The sequence below is a fragment of the Pedobacter alluvionis genome (assembly GCF_003664035.1).
Lineage (GTDB): Bacteria > Bacteroidota > Bacteroidia > Sphingobacteriales > Sphingobacteriaceae > Pedobacter > Pedobacter alluvionis.
Genome location: NZ_RCCK01000014.1, coordinates 349,011 through 373,599 on the forward strand (window position 1 = coordinate 349,011; position 24,589 = coordinate 373,599).

Consider the following 24,589-nt stretch of genomic DNA (forward strand, 5'->3'; position numbering starts at 1 on the left):
AAACAATGTTGTTTTTCTGATTTTCTTTGTTTTCATGGCGTTTTTTTTGAAACTTAAATGCTAAGAAGAATTAAGTCAACAAGAAGTGACAGACAGGATAGATTTTGGTATGAAACACTATATTACTGGGATGAGTAGATCCCTACGAAATTGGTTTTTGTTGCATAGAATACACATCTTTTTTTGGGCTGTGTACATACTATATGAATCGGGGCTGACAGGTATATTTGTTGGCAGATTTGGAAAAGCAGAAAATTATATTGTGCATTATCTATTAAACATTTCGCTCTTCTATTTTCATTCCCGCATGATGGATACTTTTGCAAAAGTACGCTTCTATATACTGGCAGTATTTTGCTTAATAATCGTAGAGATAACAATATATATTCCTGTATTAGCCACTTTAAATCACATTTTCACAGAATACAATCAATCAACTCCTTTAAGTGTTTTAGGGATAGATAAAAAATTTGTTGGCGGCGCTGTTTATAGATCAATATTTTTCATTATTGTTTCGACAGGATATTGGTTCTTGAGACAGTATCTTAAGGAGAGAAAAAAAGCAGAGGAACTTGAATGGGACCGATTGCAGCAGATTTTAAAAAAAGAAATTGCAGAAAGAAATTTTTTAATCGCAAAAAACGCACATCTGCGAGCGCAGGTTAGTCCACACCTACTCTTTAATACATTGACCTTTATCTATCGCCGGGTAAGAAGAAACGATGTGTTAGCTGGTGAGGCAATCATTTCATTAACATCATTGATGCGATATTCAATAGAAATAAACTATAACTCAGAATTAGTACCATTATCCGAAGAAGTTGCCCAGGTAAGAGATTTGAGTAAAATTCTTAAAATCCTTAAAGGCGATAAGTTTTATTTTGAGTTGAATATTGAAGAATGTGTTCTGGAAATTAAAATTATACCTTTACTCCTAATCACTCTTATGGAAAATATGTATAAGCACGGAGATCTTTCAAATCCAGAAAATTATGGAAAAATGAATATTTTTCAGAAGGATGATATGATCTGTATTCAGACCAAAAATATAGTTTCTAATGAAACTAGCACATCAAGTCTAAAAACAGGCCTGAATAATCTTCAGGCTAGGATTTTCGATTACTATGGAAAAAATTCAGGAGTTACTTTTGGAAAGTTTGAAGGGGCATTCGATGTTTCGATTAAAATACCTGTTTAAACGTATCCGTCCTACCAAGTACATCGTGATTAGCTAATTTTCCGGATTTAGCTTTGCCCATATGAATAATTTGAAAGAAAAGCACAACGCTATGACAGCCATGATTGAAGATTGGCAATCCAGAGGTAAGTCAAAGAAACAATATTGCTTAGAAAATGAGATCAATGAGGCGAAGTTTTATTACTGGTATTCGCGGATGAGGCGAAAAGAAGATACCCCGTTGGATTTATTCCAATAGAGAAGCCTTCAGGCACCAAAGAGATAGAAATATCTTACCCCAAAGGGGTCAAACTGAAATTTAATGGTGGCCTGTCACTTTTAGTTCAGTTGATCCGTCTTTACTGACATGTTCTCACTAGGATCTCCTCATCGTTTCTACCTTTATTCGGGGCATTGTGATATGCGCAAGAGTTTTGATAGGCTGTGTGGGTTAGTTAGCTTCGGGATGCAGCGCAATCCTACTAGTGGTGAAGTATTCGTCTTTTTGAACCGCAGTCGCACACATATCAAACTAATTGGAGCGGGACTTTGTCTTCTACAAGCGGAGGGAACAAGGTACTTTTCTTGCTCCAAAAGGCGGAGGGAATGAAATGTCATGGAGCGATCTGGTACTGATGGTGGAAGGTATCCATGTTGTGCAGCGTATTCAGAAAAAACGTTATTCATTAGTATAAAACAGGCTTTTTCCTTGTTAAATCACGGGTAAACCAGTATTTTTAACCTATGGAAACGGTACTGAAAAACCTATCGAAAGAGGATCTTCTAAAGGTTATTTCCAGTCGTGATGAAAAGATAGGTTATCTTGAATCCCAACTCGCCATGTACAAGCGGATGCAGTTCGGACAGGAACATGAGCGCTTTGAAGGTGACCCAAACCAAACGATGCTACCTTTTGAAGCTGATGCTACAGCTGTGGTGGAACAACAGGCAGAAAACAGGGAAAAGATTGAATACGTCCGCAAGCGCCCCAACCATCATGGCCGTGCAAAATTGCCAAGGCATTTACCTGTTGAAGAAATCGAAATACACCATGAAGGTAACCTCTCTGATATGGTGTGTATCGGTAAGGAAGTTACCGAAGAACTGGAATGTGAACCTGCACGGTTCTTTATCAAAAGGTACAACACCCGGTTGACACCAAAATAACATAAAGATACACAATACAATGAATTATATTTTTATGCCAATTCTCGTCGGGAGCACTAAACGAGACAAATCAGATTTGAGCTGTTTGTCTCGTTTTTTATTTTAAGCAAATCGCTATTATCAGATATATACTAAGAGCCTGTTTAAAATTAAAATAAAATTTATTTCATATGTCAATCTGCGCGTAGTCGAAGACCATTTCAACACATTAATAAAACAATCGACTACGCTCAGTGTGACAGCAAAAGACTATTGATATTTGTTGTAAAAATTTAAACAGGCTCTAAATGTTACTAACTGAATCGGCAACTCAGAACAATGAAGTTATAAAAAAAAGCGCCAGAATGTATCTGGCGCTCAGGAAACCTGCCTAATTAGTTTTGGGCAAATATTTCAGGCGAACCTGACTAATTCTCCAGAATGTACCATCTCCAGCCCCTTTATTTGGAACATTGCCAACGAAACCAAGCGACACTTTCTTTTCGGTAGACAATGTAAAGGTAATCTTATGCGTACCTGGTGCATTGGTCTTAGCGTAGGCCAATGAAGACGCGATGTTGCCTGTATTGGGTATCCCATCTCCGTCTGCTGCCACGGTGTAAAAGTCTCCCCCTGCGGTACAATCGGGGATATCCATTTCGAAGGTGTACAACCCAGCCGGTAAAACAGGACTTTGGTAAATTTTACCATCAGTAATTGTAACCATATTATCTGCTGACCATCCTGCTTCCATGGCCAGTTGAGGGCCGCCAAACCAGGCATCTACCCCACCATAAAATACGCCTGCTGCCTGCCTGAAATTTCGCACAGCATCGTTGGTTGTCCAACCAGTTGGGATTCCCCATCTGTCTCCCTTCACACTGGCGGTAAAGGGTATCCTGGTATTTAACATATACTGAGCAGTAACATCCTTTAAAACACCAACCTGAACAAATTCCGTATAAAAAGTATCTATACTTGATTTAGTGGGCAGATACAAGGTCCTGGTGCTAATTGTAGATGCCGTGCCTGCAAGATCATTCAATACGGTACGTTCGCTTGCTATAGGTACCCTGACCGTTTTTAATCCGGTTGTCGAATTGTACCGGATTTCAGTAGCGAAAGGTCCGGCCGAAGGATCAATGGTTAGCCAATCAATGGCAGTTTCACCATTGGCTTGGGTTGCGCTGCCAATTACACGATTGGTTAATGAAGCAGCATAACGTGGGCCATAAACCCTCCCTACAGCATTAACAGCAATAGAACGGTTCCCTTCAGCATCAAAAGTGTACACTAAAAAGCTGCGTACCCCTTCTTCAACATTAAAAATCTGACTGAATTTCCGGGAATCTGTATTCATATTTACCGAATATTCGATCGAATCTTTTTGATCATTCCAGAGGATTTTAATCCTGTTGATTTTCGGATCGGCTTTTAAAAGACCGGTCAACTGTACACGATTGTTACCTGGGTTAATTTTAACAGAATCCAATTTACCCGAGTAAAGGATATCTCCTCCATCCAGGTATTTTTTATAATCATCCGGCTTAGAGCAACCAAACAGCATTACTGCTGTAAGGAAAACAAGGACGGTTTTCTTTATTTTGTATTTCATCTCCTTAGTTCTAATAATGAATCAAATTGTTTACTGTACCGAGCCATAAACCTCTATTTCATTGATACTTTGCGCGGTTCCGCCTGCCCAATTTTCCAGGCATCTGATTCTCAGATAGCGTACTTTAGGTGCAGCGAGATTAATGTCCCAACTAAAACCAGCTGCAGCAGTGGCCTGATCTTCTGCATTATCGTTACCGTAAGGCAATCCAGAAGGTTTTTTAACCTCGTAGCTACCTAGCAGAATCCAGCTTGAATCTAAAGCTCCGTTTAGATTTGGGCTATTAGAACCATAGATTTCGAACCTTTTCATCGTAGTGAGATAATAATACCTTATTCCTTCAGGGAAAGGGCGAATCCAGACCCGGCTTAATTTCGCCGAAACGCCAGTATCAAAACTAACCATATGCGGCCCATTACCACCATTGATCTGATGGGTAAAACTTGTATAGGGCCATCCGAGCCTGCCATCCCAGGCATAATTCAGCGCAGCACCGTTGGTAACCTGAGGAGCGTCGCCAGGTAATACCAAAGCCCGGAAAAGTGATGGATTAAGCTTGGCTTCAAATATTGGATTTATTGTTTTGTAAAGCGTGTCGGAACTGTTTCCCCATTTGTCTTTAACAAAAATTGCCAATTCCTGCTTTGTGGTACTCAGCCCCCTGATTTTCGATAAAATTGAGTCAGTACGGGTAAATATGCTCCTAAAATTATCGACTTCAAATTGCTTAAAAACATTCATCTTCATTACAATTATGGAAATATTATCCCGTGTTGGATTTGTAGCCGCCAGATTATATCCACCAAAGGCATCGATAACCTGAATGCTTTTAAATGCTTTAAGGAATGGGGCTTCCAGGGGTTTTACTTTTACCATAGTTGGTTGCGAAAGTACTTCGCTCCTGCTTACAGAATACAGTGATACCTGATGCTCCAGCGTATCGGCAAATCCTTCAACTACAACAGTATCTTTATAAAAAGAGGATTTGGCTTCAAAATTAGTCCCATTGGCCAGTTTAAAAACTGCTTTTACATACAATAAATTCTTATCGTTTGGTAGCTTGTAGGTAATTCTGGCTTTACCGTTCAGATTCTCAACACGGATATTACTTACCATTTGCGGAACAGTTCCGTCATGCTCTGTTGGACCACCAAGTTCTTCCTCTTTACAGGAAAACAGAGCAAATACCAATGTGAACAGCAGTAAGTAATTTATTATTTTCTTTAATTTCATAATTTTTATCTTTAAAATAAATACTACCATCCAGGGTTCTCTACTAGTTTGGGGTTCTTTCTGATTTCATTGTCTCCAACCGGCCAAAAATAATCCCTGGGCGCTATAAATGTTTGGCTGAAAATAGTTCGTTCGATATTATAACTCTCAGCTGTCTTACCCAAAACACTTAGTCCCGTGATATCCTTATTGAGTTCCTCGCCAGATAGTTTCCATCTGCGGAGATCCCATAATCGTTGACCTTCGAATGCCAGTTCGATCAGGCGTTCTCTACGAATAATTTCCCGAAGGCCAGCCTGGCTGGTATACTTAGATGGACTCTTGGAATAATTTGTCCATGATTCTACAACACCTTTTAATCCGGCCCTGGTTCTCACGCGGTCTACATAGCTGATTGCAGTAACGGAACCGGGTTCCACTTCATTTAAAGCCTCAGCATACATCAAATAGAGGTCAGCCAGTCTTATTTCCGGCCAGGGATAGCTCTTCCAGCTTGGGGCATTACTGGTATTCGTAGTGGACTCCCAATGAACAAGTTTTTTAATAAAATAACCTGTCTCATTCCAATTGGTAAAATGACCAAATCCAGATCGCTCTGCATTTTTTGACTGGACGTATACCGAGTTTACGTCGCTACTTGTGCTGGTCGCATCCTTCATATACCATTTACTTCCATCAAACCCCAGATCAGCATAAAACCTTGGTTCACGGTCATAATTAAGTCTTGCTGTAGCAAATCCAGGTTCAATTGTAAAACGCTCTGAAGTATTGGCTACCCTGGTTTGCATATAATTGCCAAAATCCAGTGTTTTATCTTCTTCAATGGGTACACCGTTTTTGCTGTAAAACATTTTCGCAATTTTCAACGGCGCTCCCCAAACACCTTGTAACTGGAATCTATCCACATTTTCGATGCCTGCCATTGGCGGCATACAAAGGGCTTCATTCACAAAATAACTGTTTGAAAGTGCCCAAACATGTTCAGTACTCCATCTGGTGGTTACCGAATTGCGGATGTTCAATTGAGTTTTTGTTTCTGCGCTTAAGCCATACGAATCGTTAGTATAAGTATAAAGGGCACTGCCATTTAACTCCGCAGACTCTATTGCTGCTTTGGCTGCATCCCTTGCCTTTTCCCATTTTTTAAGATCGAACACCGGATTGAAAAACGTTGTATTTTCTTTATCCTTAAAGCCCGCATAATCCGAATTCCCATTAAATAGCGGACTTGCTGCCATTAAAAGGAGTTTTGCCTTGACAGCAAGCGCAATTGGTTTGGTTATTCTACCCAACTCTTTATTCTCATCAGAAATCCGTTGTGGCAGCTTTTCAGTCGCCGCATCTAAAAGTGCTGAGAGATAATTTACAGTCTCATCTATTGGGGCACGTTTATAATAAAGCCCTTCAGGGTCCGAGGATTCGAGTGTATTTACATCAATAAGCGGTATAGGGCCATACATCCTCATCAGGTAATAGTGGTAATAGGCCTTTAAAAATTCTACTTCTCCGATCCATCTTTCCCGTTCAGCTATTCCCAGATCGGGCGCTTTTGTTTCGTCTTTGATATTTTGAAGAAAGATGTTGCAATGGCGTATGGCCCTGAACATCTTGAGATAATTATTTCCTCCATTCGCTCCTTTTAAGTCTCCACCCCATTCGTTAAACAAGGGTCTGCTTCTATTTTGTTCCCCCTGGGCAATCTGAAAGGCTGGATGCCAATGTGCCTTGTCTGTTTGGGGCAACCAGATTTCATCACCCGACATCATTCCGGCATTGAACCAGCCATCTCCATTTTTGGGTAAGTAAGAATAACAGGTAAAGAGATATTTTTCGGCTTCGATACGAAGTTTGAATGCATTTTCGATCACGGCAACGTTATCAGGAACAATGTCCAGATACTTTTTGCAGGATGTTATGCTACAAAAGACTGTGAAAACGACAGCTAATGCAATTATTTTTTTCTTATTCATTTCCGTTAGATATTATATTATAAACTCACCTGTAAGCCTAGGTTATAAAGCGATTGGAGTGGATAGTTCATTCCATTGCCACGCATTTCTGCATCCCACATCTTGAACTTACTCAACATGAAAAGGTTAGTTGCCGACAAATAAAAGCGGATATTTCTCACATTCAGTTTTTTAATCTCCGAGGTGTATCCAAATTCCACATTTTTTAACCTAAGGAAATTGCCATTCCTCATCCACCAGGTTGATGTTACATTATTACTCGGCACCCTCCAGGTGCTTAATCTTGGCCAAAAGGCATAAAGATTAGGATTTGTCTCAGTCCAATAATTATCGGCAACTGCCTTTAGCAAACCTGTCTGATAACCACCACTTTGATAAAATGGCTGAACTTGTTCCGAGTTTATGAAAAACGAAAAGCGGGCCGATCCCTGGAAATAAAAACTAAAATCAAATTTCTTATACCTAAAGCTTGATCCGAAACCATAAGTAATTTCTGGTTCTGTAGGATAACCAAGAGCAACCTGATCATCCGTGTTGATGACCCCATCGCCATTTATATCCCTGTATTTAATATCACCTGCCCTGAGACCACGATCGCCAAACTGAACAGGTGAATTGGCAACTTCTTCATCATCAACAAACAACCGTTCAGCAATATACCCGTAGGCTTGATTAAATGCTGTTCCTTTTCTCGATAGGTAAGATAGTGATGCAGGGTAAGGAAGTTCATCAACCCTACCTATCTTAGTTGTAGCATAAGTAAAAGTACCCCTGGCATTGATCGAAAAATCACGGGAAATATTTGCCCGATAGCTTCCAGACATATCTACACCTTTGGATGTACCTTCTCCGAAATTAGAAAAAGTTGTTGCCATCAGGCCCGCTGCATTATCAATATTTGCTGCAGGTTGCAAGATGTTGGTTCGTTTTTGCTTGTAAACATCCACAATTACATCAATTCCTTTTCCTACTGTCAAATCCATCCCAATATTTAACTGCGTTGACCTCTCCCAAGAAATATCAGCATTTGCATATCTGGATATGGAAACACCAGGACGGCTATATAATGCAGCTCCGTCATTTCTACCAAAAGAGGCGCCATAACTATAGTCGTTTAAACTTACCCGCGACATGTAAAAGAAACGGTCCTCTACTCTTCCAATGGCATCATTTCCTGCAACACCGTATGTAGCCCTAAATTTAAGACTAGAAATTACACCTCTCAGTGGTTCGAAAAACTTTTCATTCGAAATCCGGTAGCCAATACCGGCAGAGGGAAAGAATCCCCATCTGTTACGCGTATCAAAACGCTCAGACCCGTTGTAACCAAAGTTAAATTCCGCGAGATATCTATCGTCATACCCATAAGAGAACCTTCCTGAAACACCTGCGTTTCTCGAAGGTAAAGACTGGATCAGCTCGTCAACATTGGCATTTTCATAATCTGAAAGATAAGAAACAAGCATCCCTCCAACCGCATGTTTATTATTAAAAGTCCTGTTATAATTAACCGAACCTTCCAGCCACATCCTTGAGTCAATATCTTTTGCATCCCTGCTAAAATTTAGTACTTCTGTTCCAACGGTACCTATCGAATTCTGTCCACCATCGTTTAATGCAGTTAAATTATAGGATTGATCCTGGGCATTAATCACTGCAGAATAAAAAAATGGATCGTAATTTCTATTTACCCTGTAAAAGGAAGTCCTCCGCAAATACCCCATTGCCCGTGCACTTAAGCCCGTTGTTAAAGCAGCCAGGTCCTGTTTTAATTCCAGCTGGGGCTGCAGGTTCGAGGTCTTATAAACCTGATACCCTTTTACCATCTCCGCATAAGGATTGGTATACAGGTTAGAACTTAAACTCAAGTCGGTATTGCGTGTTTGAGCAGAACCAAAAAGCGGATGCTCAATGAAGGGCAATTTGCCTGATGGATACACAGCCGGGAACATGACCGGATTTGCGTTTAACGCATTTCTAAAAGTTTGCTCACCGCCAGAGATACGCCTTGAACCATCAAACCCACCGATCGGCCCCTGGTAGTCATCAAACTGGCCATACATACGAATAACTAATACGGTTGATTTGGTGAGATCAAAATCTATATTCGTCCGGATTGAATAGTTTTTCAGGCGAATATTATTATTAAAATCATTAATCGGGTTCACTTTTAAGTTACCGTTATCCTGGTTTAAGGTACCTGCAATGTAATACCTGGCACGGTTGGTACCACCTGATATATTCAGGTTGTAGCCCTGGTTAACCGTTTGCTTTTTGATAAGCTGGTCTAACCAGTTATTGTTCGGGTATAGATATGGATCTTCACCAGCTGCAGTACTGTTTATTTTATTTTGAGAATAGGGCTCAATTCCATTTGGAGTACGTGTTATTGAAGCTTCATTCGCCATTTTCATATAGGTGATATTATCTGCAAACTCATAATCCCTGGTATTCCTCGATATTCTATTCTCTACCCTGAAATTAAACTGGGGCTTTCCGTTCACTCCCATTTTGGTATTAATAAGGACAACCCCATTTGCCCCCCTTGCACCGTAAACTGACGAGGCCGCAGCATCTTTCAGTACAGAAAAATCCGAGATATCATCTGGTTGCAGGCGCGCCATATCGGTAGCCGAGGATTCCACTCCATCAATTAAAATGAGTGGATCTCTTTTACCTGAGCCAAACGTAGATAAACCCCGGATATAGAAGGTCGAGTTATCAGTGCCCAATCCTGGCTCACCACTATTCTGGAAAGCGATCACTCCGGCAATACGCCCGGCAAGGGCATTAGTCAGGTTTGATGAAGGGGTTTTTAAATCCTTCACATTTACCGTCGTAATCGAACTAACCATACTCGCTTTTTTCTGGGTATTACCAAATCCCGTTACGGCAACTTCCTGTAACTCTGTGGTAGCACTTTCAAGTTTGATATCCAAAGTGATCACATTGCCTGCATCGACTGATTTTGAAGCAAGTGAAATTTGCCTTGGCTTGAATCCTATACATGTTATGGTGAGCATCGCCGACTTTGCAGCCCTAATTTCAAATCGGCCAAAATTGTCTGTAGCGACTCCTTGATTAGCAGCCCCTACAATTTTGATCACGGCGCCAGGGAGTCCACTTGTCGTATCCCTAACAATACCCTTTACCGTTATTGAATTCTGGGCCATGGAATTAATACTCAAAAAGATGAGAAAAAGCATGACATATTTTGCTAATCCCATACTGCTAAAACCCGATTTAATTTCCTTCATTTTTTGCTGCCTGTTCATCACTGGTGATAGCATTATTTTGAAAGACCCGGTCAATAAATCAGGCAGATTACGAATTTTTGGGCTTAACCCTTGTTTGTTACTCATAAAATTATTTGGTTAGTGGTTTAGATGGATTTAAACAGGCATAACATTCCCCATTCCTTTTCAAGATTAATTTTAAATGTCAAAACGACATTTATTATAATAAGCAAAGAAATATGGCATAAGACGAAATCTTAACCCATTTCTGTTTAAACATATCCCTTATCTGAAAAAATGATAGTGCTGACTTTTAAATAGGTGCTTGCCTATAGAGGATTCGACTTTGGTTCATATTAGTTATATTTGGTTAATAGTTAGTTATACTCATTATCACTTCAGAAGATAATAAGCATTTAATAAACGTCTGAAAAACGTTTATTAAATGTAAACACAATTGCAACATAATACTGACCGTATTTTAACATAAAATAACCGTATTTTAACCCATCTATATAAAATCACATGAAGTTGTTTAGCGTTTCTACTGGGTACGGGATTTTCTGCTGACATAATTAGACTGATGGTTAAGTTTAACAATAAACAATTATGTAAGTTGAATGATGTTACCTTCTCGTCCCATTATTTCCTGAAAATAAACTAACTCAAAAGCCATCTGTTGGCTCCCACCCTACAATCCTATATTTTTTTTAAAGAAAGAATGATTTATGTAAAAACTTGAACCAGTTGCAACCACAGATATCCGAAATTGTTAAATATTGTCAAGAAAGTTAAAAAGGGTTAATGATTACGCAGACGAAAAGGAAGTTAATACTTTCGGAGTATGAAAACTAAAATTACACTTCTTCTTATGTTATTTGGCGCACTGGGTGTGGGCAAAATAATGGCTCAAGACTCATTGCTTAAACATTCTGTTTACGTCGCTCCGTTTGTCGGTCTAAATTCAACAATTAAGGCCCCCGTATACGGAGCCGAGGTTGGATATGAATATCGGCTCAATAAACATTGGGGACTTACTGCCGGCGTAAATATCGCTTATACGCAAAAGAACAATCCTGCAATTTATGATGGTAATAATGGGGGGAAACAAGCAATAAATTCTAAACTCCTCCAAAATGCATTCTATGCTGGTGCAAAGTATTATATGGGTAAGTTTTATTTGGCTGCTGATTTTGGCTATCAGGACGCTTACACAACAATAAACTATCAGTATATGGGTACAGGATCCAGTTACAATTATGGCACCACAGCGTCAAACGGATTTTATCAAGCTTATGGTATTGGCTATCAAATGCCGCTTGCAAAAGGTGATAACATCGAGTTTTTTGCAAAAGGAACCAACGCAAATAGTAATACGAGTTACCTGATTGGCTTTAAGTATAATTTCGGGCTATTTAGAAGAAAATAACTCTTTGCCACTTAAACTTACCCAGGTATCGTTAATTAACCTGGGTGAGTTTAGGCAAACTTAAAAATAGAAATTCTATATCCTGCTAAAAAATTTTTAGCATGCATATCTGTAGTACTTATGGCAACTAAAAATAAGCGTCTCAAAAAACGAAGAATTCCTTATGCTTAAATAAGGAATCTGTTTTCTCAACCAGCCTGACCAACAAGGCTGTTAAGTGATCGCTGGTTTCGTATATGGAGATAACGATCAATTCGCCTCTTATTCTGTTGCTGCAACAAACTTGGATATAGGTTCATTAAAATATTAATCAGTAACATCACAATTGCAAATAAGTACAAGCCCTGTGATAATTTAATTACGATGAAAATCATCACAAATAGAAAAGCAAAAAGATGGTTTAGTTCAGCCTTTGTCATTTCCAATCTATATTCTCCCAGCTCATTTGCCAGGATTTTTTTAGTGACTGATAACCTGGGATTGAAATATTTAAAGAAGCTATGCATGATGATCCATTTGAACGGTGTTAGTCCAACTAATCCGTTAACCTTTTCATTTTTTATAAAATTTAGGTTGGCTAATCCATTCCTGTAAAAATTTGTTCTTGAAAGTAAGGCAGTTATGATCATGCCAACTATCCAGGAAATAAAAGCAATCGAAAAACTAAATGTAAAATACTTAATCATAAGCTGAGGCGTCGCTTTTATTCTATAAGCGTAACTTTAAATAACGAAAATAATAAATAACTATGAAATTGCATTGCACATCAAAGATTGCATAGCTTTTGCAGTCCATGGTGGCAGAATTAACAGTTCATCAATTTAAGATTGGGGATTTCAGGGATAGCGGGTCATCTTCAAATCCGCAATTCTCCTAAAATCTTCTATAAAAATTTTGTTATTGGTCTTGCCTGGTCCATCAACAAAAAACTATTCTTGAAATTTAGAGCCTGTTTAAAATTAAATAAAATTTATTTCGTATGTCGTCAGTCTGAGCGTAGTCGAAGACCATTTTATATTTAAGAGAAGCAATCGACTTCGCTCTTGTGACAAATTAGGAGAAGTAATGTAATTGAATAAAAATTTAAACAGGCTCTTAGAATAGTTTTAAAAAAAATTTAAAGAAGAGTTGTATTAATTAAAGCAATGATACATCACTTTTAGTTAAAATCACGATCTTTATTAACTCAAATAAAACAAACAGATATGAAAAAATTATTTTTAATATTCCTGCTGCTGCCTTTTATTGGTAGTGCACAGGTTAAAGGCACCCATTTTGAACATGGGCTTTCCTGGCAGCAGGTGAAGGAAAAAGCAAAGAAAGAGAACAAATTCCTTTTGGTCGACTGCTTTACTACCTGGTGTGGCCCTTGCAAATATATGGCCAGTACCATTTTCCCACAGGAGAAAGTTGGTGAATTCTTTAACAAAAACTTTGTAAATGTTAAGGTACAGTTCGACCAGACTAAAAATGACAGTGAAGAAGTTAAAAGCTGGTATGCAGATGCCAAGTCTATGAGCAAAGAGTTTAAGGTAAATGCCTATCCTACCTTTCTGATCTTCTCTCCACAGGGAGAGCTTGTTCACCGTATTGTAGGCGGCGGTGAGGCAGATGAATTTATTGCCAGAGCACAGATGGCGCTTAACCCTGAAACCCAGTATTATACACTGCTAAAAAAAAGCGAGTCGGGAAATCCTACTCCTGAAACCCTGAAACAATTGGCCGTTAGTGCAGAGGCCGCTTATGATGAGGAAAACTCCGAAAAATTTGCCAACGCTTATATTGATACACAAAAAGACCTCTATACAAAAGAGAACCTGGAGTTTATCAGCAGATACACCAGAAGCACTAAAAGCAAGGGATTTGAGCTGATGCTAAAAGATCCTGAAAAAACAGATGCGATTTTGGGAAAGGGAAAATCAAATAAAATCTTAAGCACTATTATCCTGGAGGAAAATATCTATCCTGCGCTTAGGAAACCCAACGCAAATATAGATTCGTTGGCTGCTTCCGCACGGGCGAAATACCCGACAGTAGACATAAGCGAACCTGTAGACCTGATGAAGATCCAGATTTTTCAGAGCGAAAAAAAATGGGACAAATTTCAGCCGGCAGTGTTAAGCTACATGAAAAAATATGGTACCGAAGTAACTGCTGAAATGCTCAATTCTTTTGCATGGACTGTTTTTGAAAACTGTAAAGATCCTGACTGCATTGCTGAGGCGTTGAGCTGGAGTAAACGCAGTGTAGATGAGACCCAGAGTAAAGAGCCTTCCTACCTTGACACTTATGCCAACCTGCTGTATAAGCTGGGTAAGAAGGACCAGGCGATCGCCATGCAACAAAAAGCAGTAGACCTGGTTGCAGCTGAAAATAAAGCGCAGTACCAGGTTACGCTTGAGAAAATGAAAAAAGGTAAATAATCCTTAAGACTAATGAAAAGGGGATGTAGCTATCGTGCTGCATCCCCTTTTTTGCTAATGCCCTGATATAAAGCATGAGCAACGAAGTTTCCTGTAAGCTAATTAAGTTAAGGGATAAATCGCAAAATGATGTCACCCTGAGGGATAATTTATTTATAAAAATCAATACAAGTAACATTTAATTGATTTCTTTTCCCCTTCGGCGCAGTCTTGCCTCGGCTCGCCGCCGCCGAAGGGCTCTTTCTTTTTGGCATCAAAAAGTAACAAAAAATGCCGGCTGAAAATTTTTCTTTCGAAGCTAGTAGGTTGGCTTAGGCAGTGCAGCCCGAAAAATTTATTAGGCCGGATTTAAGTAGAACGGGGATACTGTGCTATGGCCTAGCTGGATGGAAATGCGAAAGCCGTTAAAATGTTTATTTGCGAGGTCGGGATCATTATCAAAAAGTCTTCGACTACGCTCAGACTGACGACCCTAGTGCTTAACTTAATGACATTAAGCTAATCGCCTACCGAACTACGCAAAGAATAATCCTACTGTTAAGCAGTATACTACTTTAAAAGGCAATTTAAGTATCGCGGCGTTTGAACGCAAACAGACGAAAATCCATTAATTGCCGTTCTTTCAATTCACAGGATTTCTATGTCGCTAATATAATATGCTATGGGCGTGCTGGTGTCTTTTCAAAGCAAACCCTCATATGCATTTCGGCATATAAGGGTTTGCTTGAATAATGGTTTATCCATCCTGGGATAATTACATTTTATCTGGACATCTCTATCATGGTTGAAAGTTGCCTCACAGCAACCTCATTTGGCCAAAGCAATCCCAATTCTTTAAAGCGTATTTTACCATTGCCATCAATAATAAACTTTGCGGGAATTCCGGAAACACCAAATGATGATACCGCAGGATTCTTTTTTGTAACCGGATCCTTAGTATCCATATATAAAGGCAAATCCAGGTTATGGGTTAACAAGTAGTTTACAGCGTCAGGTTTTGGGTTTGGAACCGTTTCCCAGGTGTGTATAAACAAAAACTTTACCGTCGGGTCATTTTTATATTTGTTAACCATCATTTGCATCGCTGGTAACGACTTTTTACAAGGTCCGCACCAGGTTGCCCAGAAATCAAGAACAATTGTCTTTCCTTTAAAGTCTGACAAGGAGACTTCCTTACCGTTTATATCTTTTACCTTAAATTCCGGTGCCTGCTCCGACAGCATTTTGGCTGCTATTTCCGCTTTATATTTGTCATCAAACTGCTTGGTTAAGGCATGGAGGTAAGCATTTGCATCTTTCCCTGGATGCACCCTTACATAAGCATTTTTTAGTTCTGTCTTGACATCATCATTGGCCAGGCCTGATAAAACTGCTTTCTCCAATTCAGGAAGCGCTTCCTGATACCTGCCGCTTTTGCTCATCAAATAATAATACTGTGCAGTTAATCCTGCACTTTTTTTGCTAGCCTGCTCATAGCATTCTTTTATAGCAGCGAAAGCTTTCTCATGGTCGCCCAGTTTATCCGCCACCTGACTGTATAATTGTAGCAAATACAACCGCTCTTCCTTTGCGTTTGTTGAGTTGTTTAATTCTTGCTTAACCAAAGTTTCAGCTGCTTTCAAATCATAAGCCATTAAACCGGTAGTAACATTTTCAACATACATAATTCTTGCAGTTTCCTGGATCTGGTTGAAATAATATAAAGCCTTCTCAGAATTTTTTGCCACTACAAAATTATCTACGAGTATAGCCCTGTATTGATCAAAACTCTCGTTCGGATGGGCTTTGACCAGGCGGTTGAGAATGTCTTCTTTTTTTGAAAGATCGATAAAGAGTTTCATAGAATCGAGACTTGCCTGATAAGGTGGTTTTGCCTGCTGAGTAAATGCAGACTCTCCTATAGCCAGGATTGCTAGGAGTAAGACTATCTTTTTCATAGTAATATAATATTAAATAATTATCTAAAATTCATTGTGTTTACAAATTTTTCCTGGCAGGCGCAATTTGTACAATTTCACCAAAGCCGGTAAACTTCTTGGCATAGGTACTATTGTTAAATTCTCCCTGCGCATTAATGTCGAAATAATAAACTTCACCCGCTGCACCATTATTCACACCGATCACCAGTCGTTTACTGGTCGTCCGTTGCATTTCGATATCTTTTATTACATATCCAGCCGGGAAAGTGTAGATAAGTCGTGCAGAATTTGCAAGCATATCGTATAAATACACCCTATTATCAACAGTATAATAAAGTTGTTTTAAGATGGAGGAGGTTGCAAAGTTAGTTGCACTACCAATTTCCGGGCTATTTACCATTTGTTGATTAACCCCAACAAGGGTACTGCCAAATTGATCATACGTTAAAGACATTAGGTAGCGTCCGTTATTATCTTGCATGATGAAATACCACTCAATTTCTTCTTCGAATATCGTTGATATGCCACGATCAGACGCAATCATTTTTCTTCCCACATTTGCCATGTCAAATGAGCCCGTTGTTTTAGGTGCATCTTCCAGGATTCTGGAAAATATAGCCATCCGCATAAAGCGCATTTTAGCATTATCATAAAAATAGGTCAGGTCATAAGTGTTAGGAAACACACCCGGGTATAGGTCATAGTCGCCAGGAATGCGTTGGGTGAAGGGCTTGACGTTTTCCGAAGTCGAGCCTGAAATACCAGCATATAAGCTGCCATCGGCAACAATGAACTGGTCAAATTTGGAGGCGTCTAAGATAAAAGCAGGTGCACTTTTAAACGGAAGCGGTGTAGCCAAATTCGGAAGTATAGAACTTTTATCGCCAAGCTCCAGCCAGTCGTTCATATTAAACCGATATACATTTTGATCGCTGAAATAATAGAAGAAACCACCTTTACCAAAATTATATACGGCTAGTGCCTTACCTGGATAGCTTTTATTATTGGCCACTTCCATAGGGTTGTCAAAAAAGACATCATCTGTCCGGATGAGTGAAACTTTGCCTTTCCCATCCTTGTTATTCACGATATACCAGCCATCTGGATAGATTCCAGTGACGGTAACGGTATAACGCTTCAGCGTATAAATACCGTTTCTATTACTTGTTACTCTGTAAGTCATTAAATAGGTACCAGGACTTAAGGTTACTTTGATGCGCAAATTTTGAGATGTGGATATCACATTTGAGTCAATTTTCCAACTGTAGGTAAATGAATCACCCGCAGGCATTGTTTGTGACAAAGTTGGTGTAATGATCAGCGAATCCCGTTGAGCTACCGTAAAACTGGTGGTTGCATCCGTAATCTTAATGTCGTTGATTTGATCATATTTAAGCGATTGATTGTCTTTTTTGCAGGCAGCAAATGCGAGCACGATGACAATAAAAACCGGGCTGAGTTTAAAAAAATGTTTTAAATGCATAATATTTTAATTAAGGGAACGATATCTCTTGACCGTTCTCATCTAACAATGGACCATTTGCAGCTTCATAATCGGCCAGTGCATTTCTCAGTGTCACGGGGAAGTTGAGCAGACCGTCAGAACCGATACTATCTAAAGAGAAATCTGTTATACCCAGTACCTTAACCATGAACTTGTACTTAACAGCGCTAAATTCACCAAAATCTTCATCAAGAATATCCCAATAAGCAGGTCTAACATACATGCTGGATACATCGATCTTCAGATATCTAAAGTTTTCCTCGGTACGCAGATTGGCGGTGGTTGCTGGAGTCTGTCCGAGCGTACCTAAAGTAAAATCCTTGGTTTCTGCTGGCTCCAACACGATTCTATAAACATGGCTTGCCATTCCAACAGAGTTGATCAGTACAAGTGGATAATTAAATATGTATACTCCAGGTGGAATGGTCACTTCTTTTAGCTCAAAATCCACGCCAGCCGTTGCAGTTGTTCCTGCAGCTGTTTTTAGCAATACGGTACGTGGCTTATCGGAAAGCTTTCCGGTAAGCCTCAAGGGTATATACATGGTATCCCTTGTTTTTACCGTTTTTTGAAAGGCAAAAGAGTAACTTCTTACCGCTGTGGTATGTAATTGTTGATCGGTGTAAGCAAAAAAACTAACGCCATCTTTTCCCTGATAGGTTTCTACCGTTTCTTTCTTACAAGAAAACAGTGATAAGACTATCGTCACATATAATAGGTATTTCATAATACGAGTGTGATTAATTAGCATAATTCGGATTAAATTGAAGTTCAGAAGGTGGAATTGGGAGTATATATTGACTCTGTGCCATAGCAGGACCAAATTGCATTCTGGAGGCTTTAATACGCTTATAGTAAAAGAACAACTGCCCCTCTGCATAAAATTCCTTCTGATACTCTTTGGTAATTTCGGCTTTAAGCGTCGAAGCAGTGATCGTATTCGGTAAAACGCCAATTCCTCTGTTCAGGCGTATTGTATTTAAATAGCCCACGCCAATAGCAGGTGTTGATGCCGTTTCAGCCAGGATATAATACATTTCCGAAAGACGGATACCTGGTACATACTGATCCAGTAAATTGTCACTAATAGTGGTTGTAGACGTAGATGCCTGCCAGAATTTAGAAGGGAACGTGACTCCTCCTCCATCCTGCTCAAGGCGATAAGCATACCTAAAGTCTGTACCTCCGCCGCTGCTGGTTTCATAAAGTGTAGCAAAATTAGCAGCGCTACGTGTAAGCGTTTGGCTTGCCGACCCCCTGAATCTAAAGTAACGTTGTACCGTGGGCAGTATATCCCTAACCCTGATCATGAACACCTGCTCATTAAAATACAAGCGGTCACGTACCAACAATCCCTGATTAACAGCACCGGCTTGTGCCTGGGTTACAAAAGGATATTTCCCCGAATTGACCACCACAGTTGCAGCAGCAGCCGCACCGGCATTGTCGCCGCTATACAACATGATTCTTGCTTCCAGTGCTTTTACACCGTAGTAATTAAGCTTATTCCTCCTGGTCCGCAAATCGCTGGTCACAATCGGATCAACAGGCAACAGTAAACTTTCCGCTTCCTTAAGGTCGGCCAGCGCAAATTTTACCACATCCGCAGTTGTTGCTGGTGGATTTGCATTTTGATTAACTTCTTTTTTGTAGGGGATGGCTTTTAAATTGGCACCCGCAGTATATTCCGGCCCAAACATCCGTAATAAATCAAAATGCAAAAATGCTCTTAAGGCTAATGCCTCACCACGCAACAGTGCGTACGAATTATTGGATAGCACAGATCGGTTTGTTTCTGTATTTTCAATTATTTTATTTGCTGCAGCAATTGCACTATAACTGGACGACCAGATGGAATCGGTATAGCTTACGACTTCCGTTGAAGCATAGTTCAATACTTGTGTCTGTTGCAGCTTAACTGCCGATGCTTGATCAAGTGTCGCGTAATTTTGAGCAAGTGCGGAAACGAAGCCCATGGAAAGGTTATCTCCATAGAGTTTGCTACTAGCAAGCTGGCCATATACACCTGATAAAGCCTGTTGAAAACCAACTTCTGAAGTAAACAGCTGTTCTTCAGATAGGTTCGTTTTGGGTGTTACATCCAAAAATTTCTTACAACCGGAAAACATCGCAACTATTGCCAGAATTCCTATAATTAATGTTGTTCTTTTCATTGGGATATGAATATGTTTTTTGAATTAAAATCTTGCACTTAAACCAAATGTATATTCTCTGGCAAAAGGATTATCTGTACCACGTTCTATTTCAATGGAGCTAAAGGTGGCCAGGTTATTGGTTGTGGCACTAACACTTAAGTTCTGCAAGCCTAACTTTTTTACAAATGCAGTTTTGAACTGATAACTCAAATTAATCGAGCTGAGCTGAATGTTATTATCGCGTTGAACAAAGCGTGAAGTCAGCTTTGTAGGCGTCGGCGAGCCGGTAATTCTTCTGTACGGACTCACACTGCCAGGCCCAGTCCAACCCAGGTCATACGCCCTCCGGTCCACATTGTTGCTCGCATCCACCGCCTCTACCCGGTTTAATAAGGTACTGTTATACAAATCAGCACCATAATTATAATTGAAGCTGAAATTTAAGGCAAAACCTGCGTACAGGAAGTTTGAATTAATGGCTCCAGTCCATCTGGGGCGGGTATCGCCAACATAGGTTTTATCGTTAACGTCCCATACAAAGGTTGGGGTACCATCTGCTTTCAGGTAAACTTCCTGGCCGGTAACCGGATCAATGCCAAGTGACCTCACCGCATAAATTGCCGTTGTCGATTGACCTTCAATAAACTGCGCATTTTCAGCTGTTTGATCAGGATTATTCGCATTCAATGCGGCGTTGAAGGCTTTGAGTTTATCAGAAACTTCTTTTAACACCGATTTATTAGTGGCTGCGTTCACAGAAACATTCCATTTTAAGCCTTTACGAGGGTCAGATAGTATAGTATAACCGAGGTCGAGTTGTAATCCCCTGTTCTGAATTTTACCTAAATTTTCAGTGTACGAAGGGAAACCGGTACTAGATGCCAGCGAAACTGTAGTCAGCGCATTCTGCGTTATTTCGTTATAAAATTCTGCATTAAAAGTTAAACGGTTGTCCAGAAATGCTGATGCAATACCAATGTTAGACTTTAATACTTGTTGCCAGCTTAAATTCGGGTTTCCAAGTGCACCGGGAATAGCACCTACCTCGCCGAAATAACCGGTCGATGTACCCAGGTTGTACCTGAATTGTGCTGCATAAGGGTCCTGTACAGATGTACCTGTAGAACCGTAGCTACCACGAATCCTCAACAGGTTAACTGTTCTGCTATCCTTAAGGAATTGTTCATTATTGATGTTCCATCCTAAACCTGCAGACCAGAAATTACCAAATTTATTATTCGTTCCATAAGCAGAAGAACCATCTCTGGTATAAGTAAAATCGGTAAAATACCGGTTATCATAAGAGTAGTTTGCGCTTCCAGTATAGGAAAGATTATTAATTGTACTTTCCGTTCCGGTAGGCCTGCTGTTTAAATATTGTGCGGCAAACAGGATGTTGTCCAAACGATCAAAAGGGAAACCCTGTGTAGATACATTATATGAATTTAAACTTGTGCTGGCAAGCCTGAATCCTGCATATACCGTAACGCCATGCTTTCCAAAATTCTTGTTGTAGTTCACAGCACCTGTTCCGTCCATGGTAAAGGCCTCACTGTTGTCTTTCGAATAGGAACCCCGTGCACTTAAATCTGTTATACCATCAAACCGGCTATCTAAAGCGGAATAGAAATTATCTATCGTCCCATTCACTTTGGTGATGCCCAGTGCACCAGTAAACCACAAAGACTTACTATAGTCGTAACGAACAGTAGTGTTATTTCTTAAATTAAAGTTCTTATTTCTGTTGTTAATGGTATTGTATGTAATATCCATTAATGGGTTTAATACAACGGAACCAGGTATACCAAAGCCCGGGTTGATATTTTCGAGGTATTTGTTTACATTACCATTTTCGTCATAAGGTTTCCAATATGGGTTTAAATTCAGATATTGACTAAATTCCCCATAGGGTGAGTCATTGGAAATAACCTGGGTTGCGATCGTGTTATTCTGGAATGTTAAATTATTGGTTTTGTAACTCAGCTGAAAACTTCCCGAATAATTTTTCCGGTCCTGTTCTTTCATTACCCCTTGTAAAAGGTTTCCGCTAAAAGTAAGGTTGAAGGTCAAAGACTGATCACCTCCGCGTAATGATAAATTGGTTCTGTTGTTGATACCTGTTTGAACCGGAATAGATTTCCAGTCTGTATTCACACCGCTCAAAACGGCTTTATATCTTTCCGCATTAATAAATTGCCCGCTATAACTATTCAAAAAACCTACGCGGCGCTCAAAATCCAGTTTTTCTGATGCATTCAACATGTGGTATACAGAAAGATCAGGAGATGATAATGTTAAGTTATTAGTTATGGAAACTTCTACTTTTCCTCTCGGCGGAAGGATTGTTGTAACAACCATCACACCATTACCCCCACGAGATCCATACATTGCAGTAGCAGAAGCATCTTTTAATAACGTTACTGATGCAATTTGATTCATGTCCAAATCTGTGATGGCTTGTAATGAAACCTGAAATCCATCAAGAATAAACAATGGCGTGTTGGGATTTCCAACAAGTTCTGAACCCAGTGTTGGGTAGGAGTTTTGTCCACGCATGCTAATTTCAGGTAGCGCATTAATGTTACCCCCAATCTTATTGTTGGGAATAATTCTGAAAGAAGGATCAAGGGCAGCAATACCAGCAAATACATTTACCGGACTTACGGCCTTAAGCTCAGCTCCGGTTATGGTTTTGGCTGCTCCGGTGTAGGTGCTTACCTTCCGGTCGACCATTCCTGTGATCACCGTTTCATTTAGCGTCAACTCATTCTCCTGCATATAAATGGTATAATTCGAATTAGAGGAGATAGGCACCTCAACGGTCTTATAACCAATAAATCTGAACTCCAAAGACGTTGCACCCTGTGGTATGCTGATGGTAAACTTTCCATTCTTATCCGTCTGAACCGCAGACTTTGTTCCCTTGATTGACACTGTAACTCCCGGGATTGGCTTGTGTTCTTTGGCATCGGCAACAAAACCAGTAATAACTTCCTGGCTAGCCTTTGCACCTGCTTTAATAACTACCGTCTGGTTACGTATGGTAAAGTCTAGATTTTGTGCTGCAAAAATTTGCTTAAGCACAGCAGGCAATTCAGCGTCTTTAACATTGATGGTTACAGGTATTGAATTTTCCAATAGATTGTCCGCATAAAAGAAATTATAACCAGTTTGTTGGTTAAGTTCCTTAAAAACGGATCGAAGTGAAGCATTTGACTTGGTTAAAGTCACTTTTTGAGCGAGACTTGATGCACTTACCTGCATAAGGCACGCTATTATTATTACAATGGTTAGGCGCATGGTTAACAATAATTTGAGGTACAGCCGATTAGGTATACCAAATTTCCTTGATTTTTGATACATTTAGTAGTTGGTTTGTTTAAACAGTCTCTGATGCGTTGGTCCGTAGCAAGACTGTGGTTGTAAATTGATTTTCAATCGAATATTCCAGACTATGATCAGGTCCCGGCAGTTAAACGGGGCCTGTTTTTTTTGGATATCTTTAGTTATCGTATTTCTTTTATCATCTAGTTTGTTTAAAGGTTAAAATTCAGTTTATTATTCGTTATTTATTATTTTGATACATATACGGTTCGTCCTTTTAAATCGAAACGAGCTTCCCCTGTTGATTCCACGATTTCAAGCACCTTTGACAATTTATCAAACCTCGACACTTGACCACTGAAACGCTGGGTGGTTTTTTCACCGAGGTAAACAACCTCCAAATTATACCAGCGACTGATCATTTTCATAATTGTTTCTATGTTTTCACTTTCGATTACAAATTCATTATTTTTCCAGGCAACAGCCAGATCGGTATCCGTTTCACTAATCGTTATTTTGCCAGCGGATAGCTTTGCTTGTTGCCCTGGTCTTAGCAATTTGTAGTTACCCGATGCTGAGAGCTTCACGCTTCCTTCCAGCAAGGTGGTTTTTTCTACTTCATCATCTGCATAGCTGCTGATGTTAAAATGAGTTCCTAATACTTCTACTTCCTGCCGGCCTGTCTTTACAATAAAAGGATGTTGCTTATCCTTAGCCACTTCAAAATATCCTTCACCACTAAGGGTAACTATCCGTTTTCCGTTTTGAATGAGGGAGGTGGTATAGGTGAGGCTGGAAGCGGCATTTAAATATACAAGCGATCCGTCTGGCAGTCGCACCTGATAGGTTTCGCCACGGGCGGTAGACAGGGTATTGGTAGCATTTGGATCCGAAATATTTTCACTAACCTGGTACACCAGTTCGCCGTCGTCTGATTTAGTGATGATTATTCCGGATTCTCTTCCTATTTCACCTTTAGACGCATTTGCTAAGCTGACCTTCCTGCCATTTGCAAGGGTAAGTGTAGCACCATAGCCCCCTGACTTGATATCATATAAAGTAACTTTGGGAACAGAGGCAACCTTTTCCGGTTGGTTATTGAAGAAATAAACACCCAGGTATACTACAGCTAAAACTGCAGCAACAGCAACAATTTTTATCCAAAGTTTAAGTATTTTACTCTTACCTTCTGGTACGGCATGTGCTGATTCCTGAATCTGAACAAACAAATCCTGGTCAACCTTTTCCAATACCCCGGCAATGGCTAAATCATTTTCATAGTGCTCATCCTGGATTGCTAAGGCGCCAATGATGAGCTCTTTCAATACTTCCTGATCTTCATCAAGTTGAAAATAATTCATCAGATGCTGGGTTTCTTCGGGACTACAGGTATTATCCAGGTGTTTTTTGAAGAGTATATGAAGTTGTTCAGATGGTTTCAAGGTTCGATTTTTACA

Annotated in this window: 17 protein-coding genes; 6 read left to right on the top strand and 11 right to left on the bottom strand. The window is 39.8% G+C overall.

Annotated elements, in window-relative coordinates:
• Positions 1–109 precede the first annotated feature (109 nt).
• The 4 genes from BCL90_RS20915 (at position 110) to BCL90_RS20930 (ending at position 2,344) form a co-directional block, all read left to right on the top strand.
• Positions 110–1,198: a sensor histidine kinase gene (locus BCL90_RS20915; protein WP_121286862.1), complete on the top strand. Its 1,089-nt coding sequence runs from the start codon at positions 110–112 to the stop codon at positions 1,196–1,198.
• A gap of 100 nt (positions 1,199–1,298) precedes the next feature.
• Positions 1,299–1,436, top strand: a complete 138-nt coding sequence (gene tnpA, locus BCL90_RS26285; RefSeq protein WP_394341718.1) for an IS66 family insertion sequence element accessory protein TnpA — start codon at positions 1,299–1,301, stop codon at positions 1,434–1,436.
• A gap of 108 nt (positions 1,437–1,544) precedes the next feature.
• Entirely contained in the window at positions 1,545–1,787 is a 243-nt protein-coding gene (gene tnpB / locus BCL90_RS26290; protein ID WP_121286864.1) for an IS66 family insertion sequence element accessory protein TnpB, read from the top strand.
• A gap of 134 nt (positions 1,788–1,921) precedes the next feature.
• The gene (locus BCL90_RS20930; RefSeq protein ID WP_244095115.1) at positions 1,922–2,344 is read left to right on the top strand and encodes an IS66 family transposase; all 423 of its coding nucleotides are present in this window, start codon (positions 1,922–1,924) and stop codon (positions 2,342–2,344) included.
• Between the two features lie 370 nt (positions 2,345–2,714).
• Here the strand turns inward: BCL90_RS20930 and BCL90_RS20935 are convergent, their stop codons facing one another.
• From BCL90_RS20935 to BCL90_RS20950, 4 genes are read right to left on the bottom strand one after another with little or no spacing between them, the layout of a single operon-like run.
• Positions 2,715–3,938, bottom strand: coding sequence for a DUF4998 domain-containing protein (locus tag BCL90_RS20935; protein ID WP_121286866.1), 1,224 nt, complete (start codon positions 3,936–3,938; stop codon positions 2,715–2,717).
• A 30-nt stretch (positions 3,939–3,968) separates the two neighbouring features.
• A complete protein-coding gene (locus tag BCL90_RS20940; protein ID WP_166792244.1) occupies positions 3,969–5,171 on the bottom strand; it encodes a DUF4959 domain-containing protein in 1,203 nt (400 codons plus the stop codon).
• A 23-nt stretch (positions 5,172–5,194) separates the two neighbouring features.
• Positions 5,195–7,141, bottom strand: coding sequence for a RagB/SusD family nutrient uptake outer membrane protein (locus BCL90_RS20945; protein ID WP_121286870.1), 1,947 nt, complete (start codon positions 7,139–7,141; stop codon positions 5,195–5,197).
• Between the two features lie 17 nt (positions 7,142–7,158).
• Positions 7,159–10,398, bottom strand: a complete 3,240-nt coding sequence (locus tag BCL90_RS20950) for a SusC/RagA family TonB-linked outer membrane protein (protein WP_208647490.1) — start codon at positions 10,396–10,398, stop codon at positions 7,159–7,161.
• A gap of 823 nt (positions 10,399–11,221) precedes the next feature.
• On the opposite strand from BCL90_RS20950, the gene BCL90_RS20955 reads away from it, so the two are divergent.
• The gene (locus tag BCL90_RS20955; protein WP_121286872.1) at positions 11,222–11,806 is read left to right on the top strand and encodes a hypothetical protein; all 585 of its coding nucleotides are present in this window, start codon (positions 11,222–11,224) and stop codon (positions 11,804–11,806) included.
• A gap of 188 nt (positions 11,807–11,994) precedes the next feature.
• Here BCL90_RS20955 and BCL90_RS26295 read toward each other — a convergent pair whose 3' ends face one another.
• Positions 11,995–12,492, bottom strand: coding sequence for a glycosyl-4,4'-diaponeurosporenoate acyltransferase CrtO family protein (locus BCL90_RS26295; RefSeq protein WP_121286874.1), 498 nt, complete (start codon positions 12,490–12,492; stop codon positions 11,995–11,997).
• 519 nt (positions 12,493–13,011) lie between these two features.
• Between BCL90_RS26295 and BCL90_RS20965 the strand changes: the two genes are divergently transcribed.
• Entirely contained in the window at positions 13,012–14,229 is a 1,218-nt protein-coding gene (locus BCL90_RS20965) for a thioredoxin family protein (protein ID WP_121286876.1), read from the top strand.
• Positions 14,230–14,990: 761 nt separating this feature from the next.
• Here BCL90_RS20965 and BCL90_RS20970 read toward each other — a convergent pair.
• From BCL90_RS20970 to BCL90_RS20995, 6 genes are all read right to left on the bottom strand, one after another.
• Positions 14,991–16,166, bottom strand: coding sequence for a redoxin domain-containing protein (locus BCL90_RS20970; RefSeq protein WP_121286878.1), 1,176 nt, complete (start codon positions 16,164–16,166; stop codon positions 14,991–14,993).
• Positions 16,167–16,206: 40 nt separating this feature from the next.
• A complete protein-coding gene (locus BCL90_RS20975) occupies positions 16,207–17,631 on the bottom strand; it encodes a PKD-like family lipoprotein (protein WP_121286880.1) in 1,425 nt (474 codons plus the stop codon).
• A gap of 10 nt (positions 17,632–17,641) precedes the next feature.
• Positions 17,642–18,379, bottom strand: a complete 738-nt coding sequence (locus BCL90_RS20980) for a DUF4843 domain-containing protein (protein ID WP_166792243.1) — start codon at positions 18,377–18,379, stop codon at positions 17,642–17,644.
• 13 nt (positions 18,380–18,392) lie between these two features.
• Positions 18,393–19,826 (bottom strand): RagB/SusD family nutrient uptake outer membrane protein, encoded by a 1,434-nt coding sequence (locus BCL90_RS20985; protein WP_121286884.1) that lies wholly within the window; start codon positions 19,824–19,826, stop codon positions 18,393–18,395.
• A gap of 24 nt (positions 19,827–19,850) precedes the next feature.
• On the bottom strand, positions 19,851–23,072 hold the full coding sequence (locus BCL90_RS20990; RefSeq protein WP_166792242.1) for a SusC/RagA family TonB-linked outer membrane protein: 3,222 nt from the start codon (positions 23,070–23,072) through the stop codon (positions 19,851–19,853).
• A 308-nt stretch (positions 23,073–23,380) separates the two neighbouring features.
• Positions 23,381–24,574: a FecR family protein gene (locus BCL90_RS20995; RefSeq protein ID WP_121286888.1), complete on the bottom strand. Its 1,194-nt coding sequence runs from the start codon at positions 24,572–24,574 to the stop codon at positions 23,381–23,383.
• Positions 24,575–24,589 lie beyond the last annotated feature (15 nt).

Coding starts and splice junctions, on each gene's coding strand:
- BCL90_RS20915 (WP_121286862.1), top strand. CDS start 110: ATGAAACACTATATTACTGGGATGAGTAGATCCCTACGAAATTGGTTT.
- tnpA (WP_394341718.1), top strand. CDS start 1,299: ATGATTGAAGATTGGCAATCCAGAGGTAAGTCAAAGAAACAATATTGC.
- tnpB (WP_121286864.1), top strand. CDS start 1,545: ATGTTCTCACTAGGATCTCCTCATCGTTTCTACCTTTATTCGGGGCAT.
- BCL90_RS20930 (WP_244095115.1), top strand. CDS start 1,922: ATGGAAACGGTACTGAAAAACCTATCGAAAGAGGATCTTCTAAAGGTT.
- BCL90_RS20935 (WP_121286866.1), bottom strand. CDS start 3,938: ATGAAATACAAAATAAAGAAAACCGTCCTTGTTTTCCTTACAGCAGTA.
- BCL90_RS20940 (WP_166792244.1), bottom strand. CDS start 5,171: ATGAAATTAAAGAAAATAATAAATTACTTACTGCTGTTCACATTGGTA.
- BCL90_RS20945 (WP_121286870.1), bottom strand. CDS start 7,141: ATGAATAAGAAAAAAATAATTGCATTAGCTGTCGTTTTCACAGTCTTT.
- BCL90_RS20950 (WP_208647490.1), bottom strand. CDS start 10,398: ATGAAGGAAATTAAATCGGGTTTTAGCAGTATGGGATTAGCAAAATAT.
- BCL90_RS20955 (WP_121286872.1), top strand. CDS start 11,222: ATGAAAACTAAAATTACACTTCTTCTTATGTTATTTGGCGCACTGGGT.
- BCL90_RS26295 (WP_121286874.1), bottom strand. CDS start 12,492: ATGATTAAGTATTTTACATTTAGTTTTTCGATTGCTTTTATTTCCTGG.
- BCL90_RS20965 (WP_121286876.1), top strand. CDS start 13,012: ATGAAAAAATTATTTTTAATATTCCTGCTGCTGCCTTTTATTGGTAGT.
- BCL90_RS20970 (WP_121286878.1), bottom strand. CDS start 16,166: ATGAAAAAGATAGTCTTACTCCTAGCAATCCTGGCTATAGGAGAGTCT.
- BCL90_RS20975 (WP_121286880.1), bottom strand. CDS start 17,631: ATGCATTTAAAACATTTTTTTAAACTCAGCCCGGTTTTTATTGTCATC.
- BCL90_RS20980 (WP_166792243.1), bottom strand. CDS start 18,379: ATGAAATACCTATTATATGTGACGATAGTCTTATCACTGTTTTCTTGT.
- BCL90_RS20985 (WP_121286884.1), bottom strand. CDS start 19,826: ATGAAAAGAACAACATTAATTATAGGAATTCTGGCAATAGTTGCGATG.
- BCL90_RS20990 (WP_166792242.1), bottom strand. CDS start 23,072: ATGCAGGTAAGTGCATCAAGTCTCGCTCAAAAAGTGACTTTAACCAAG.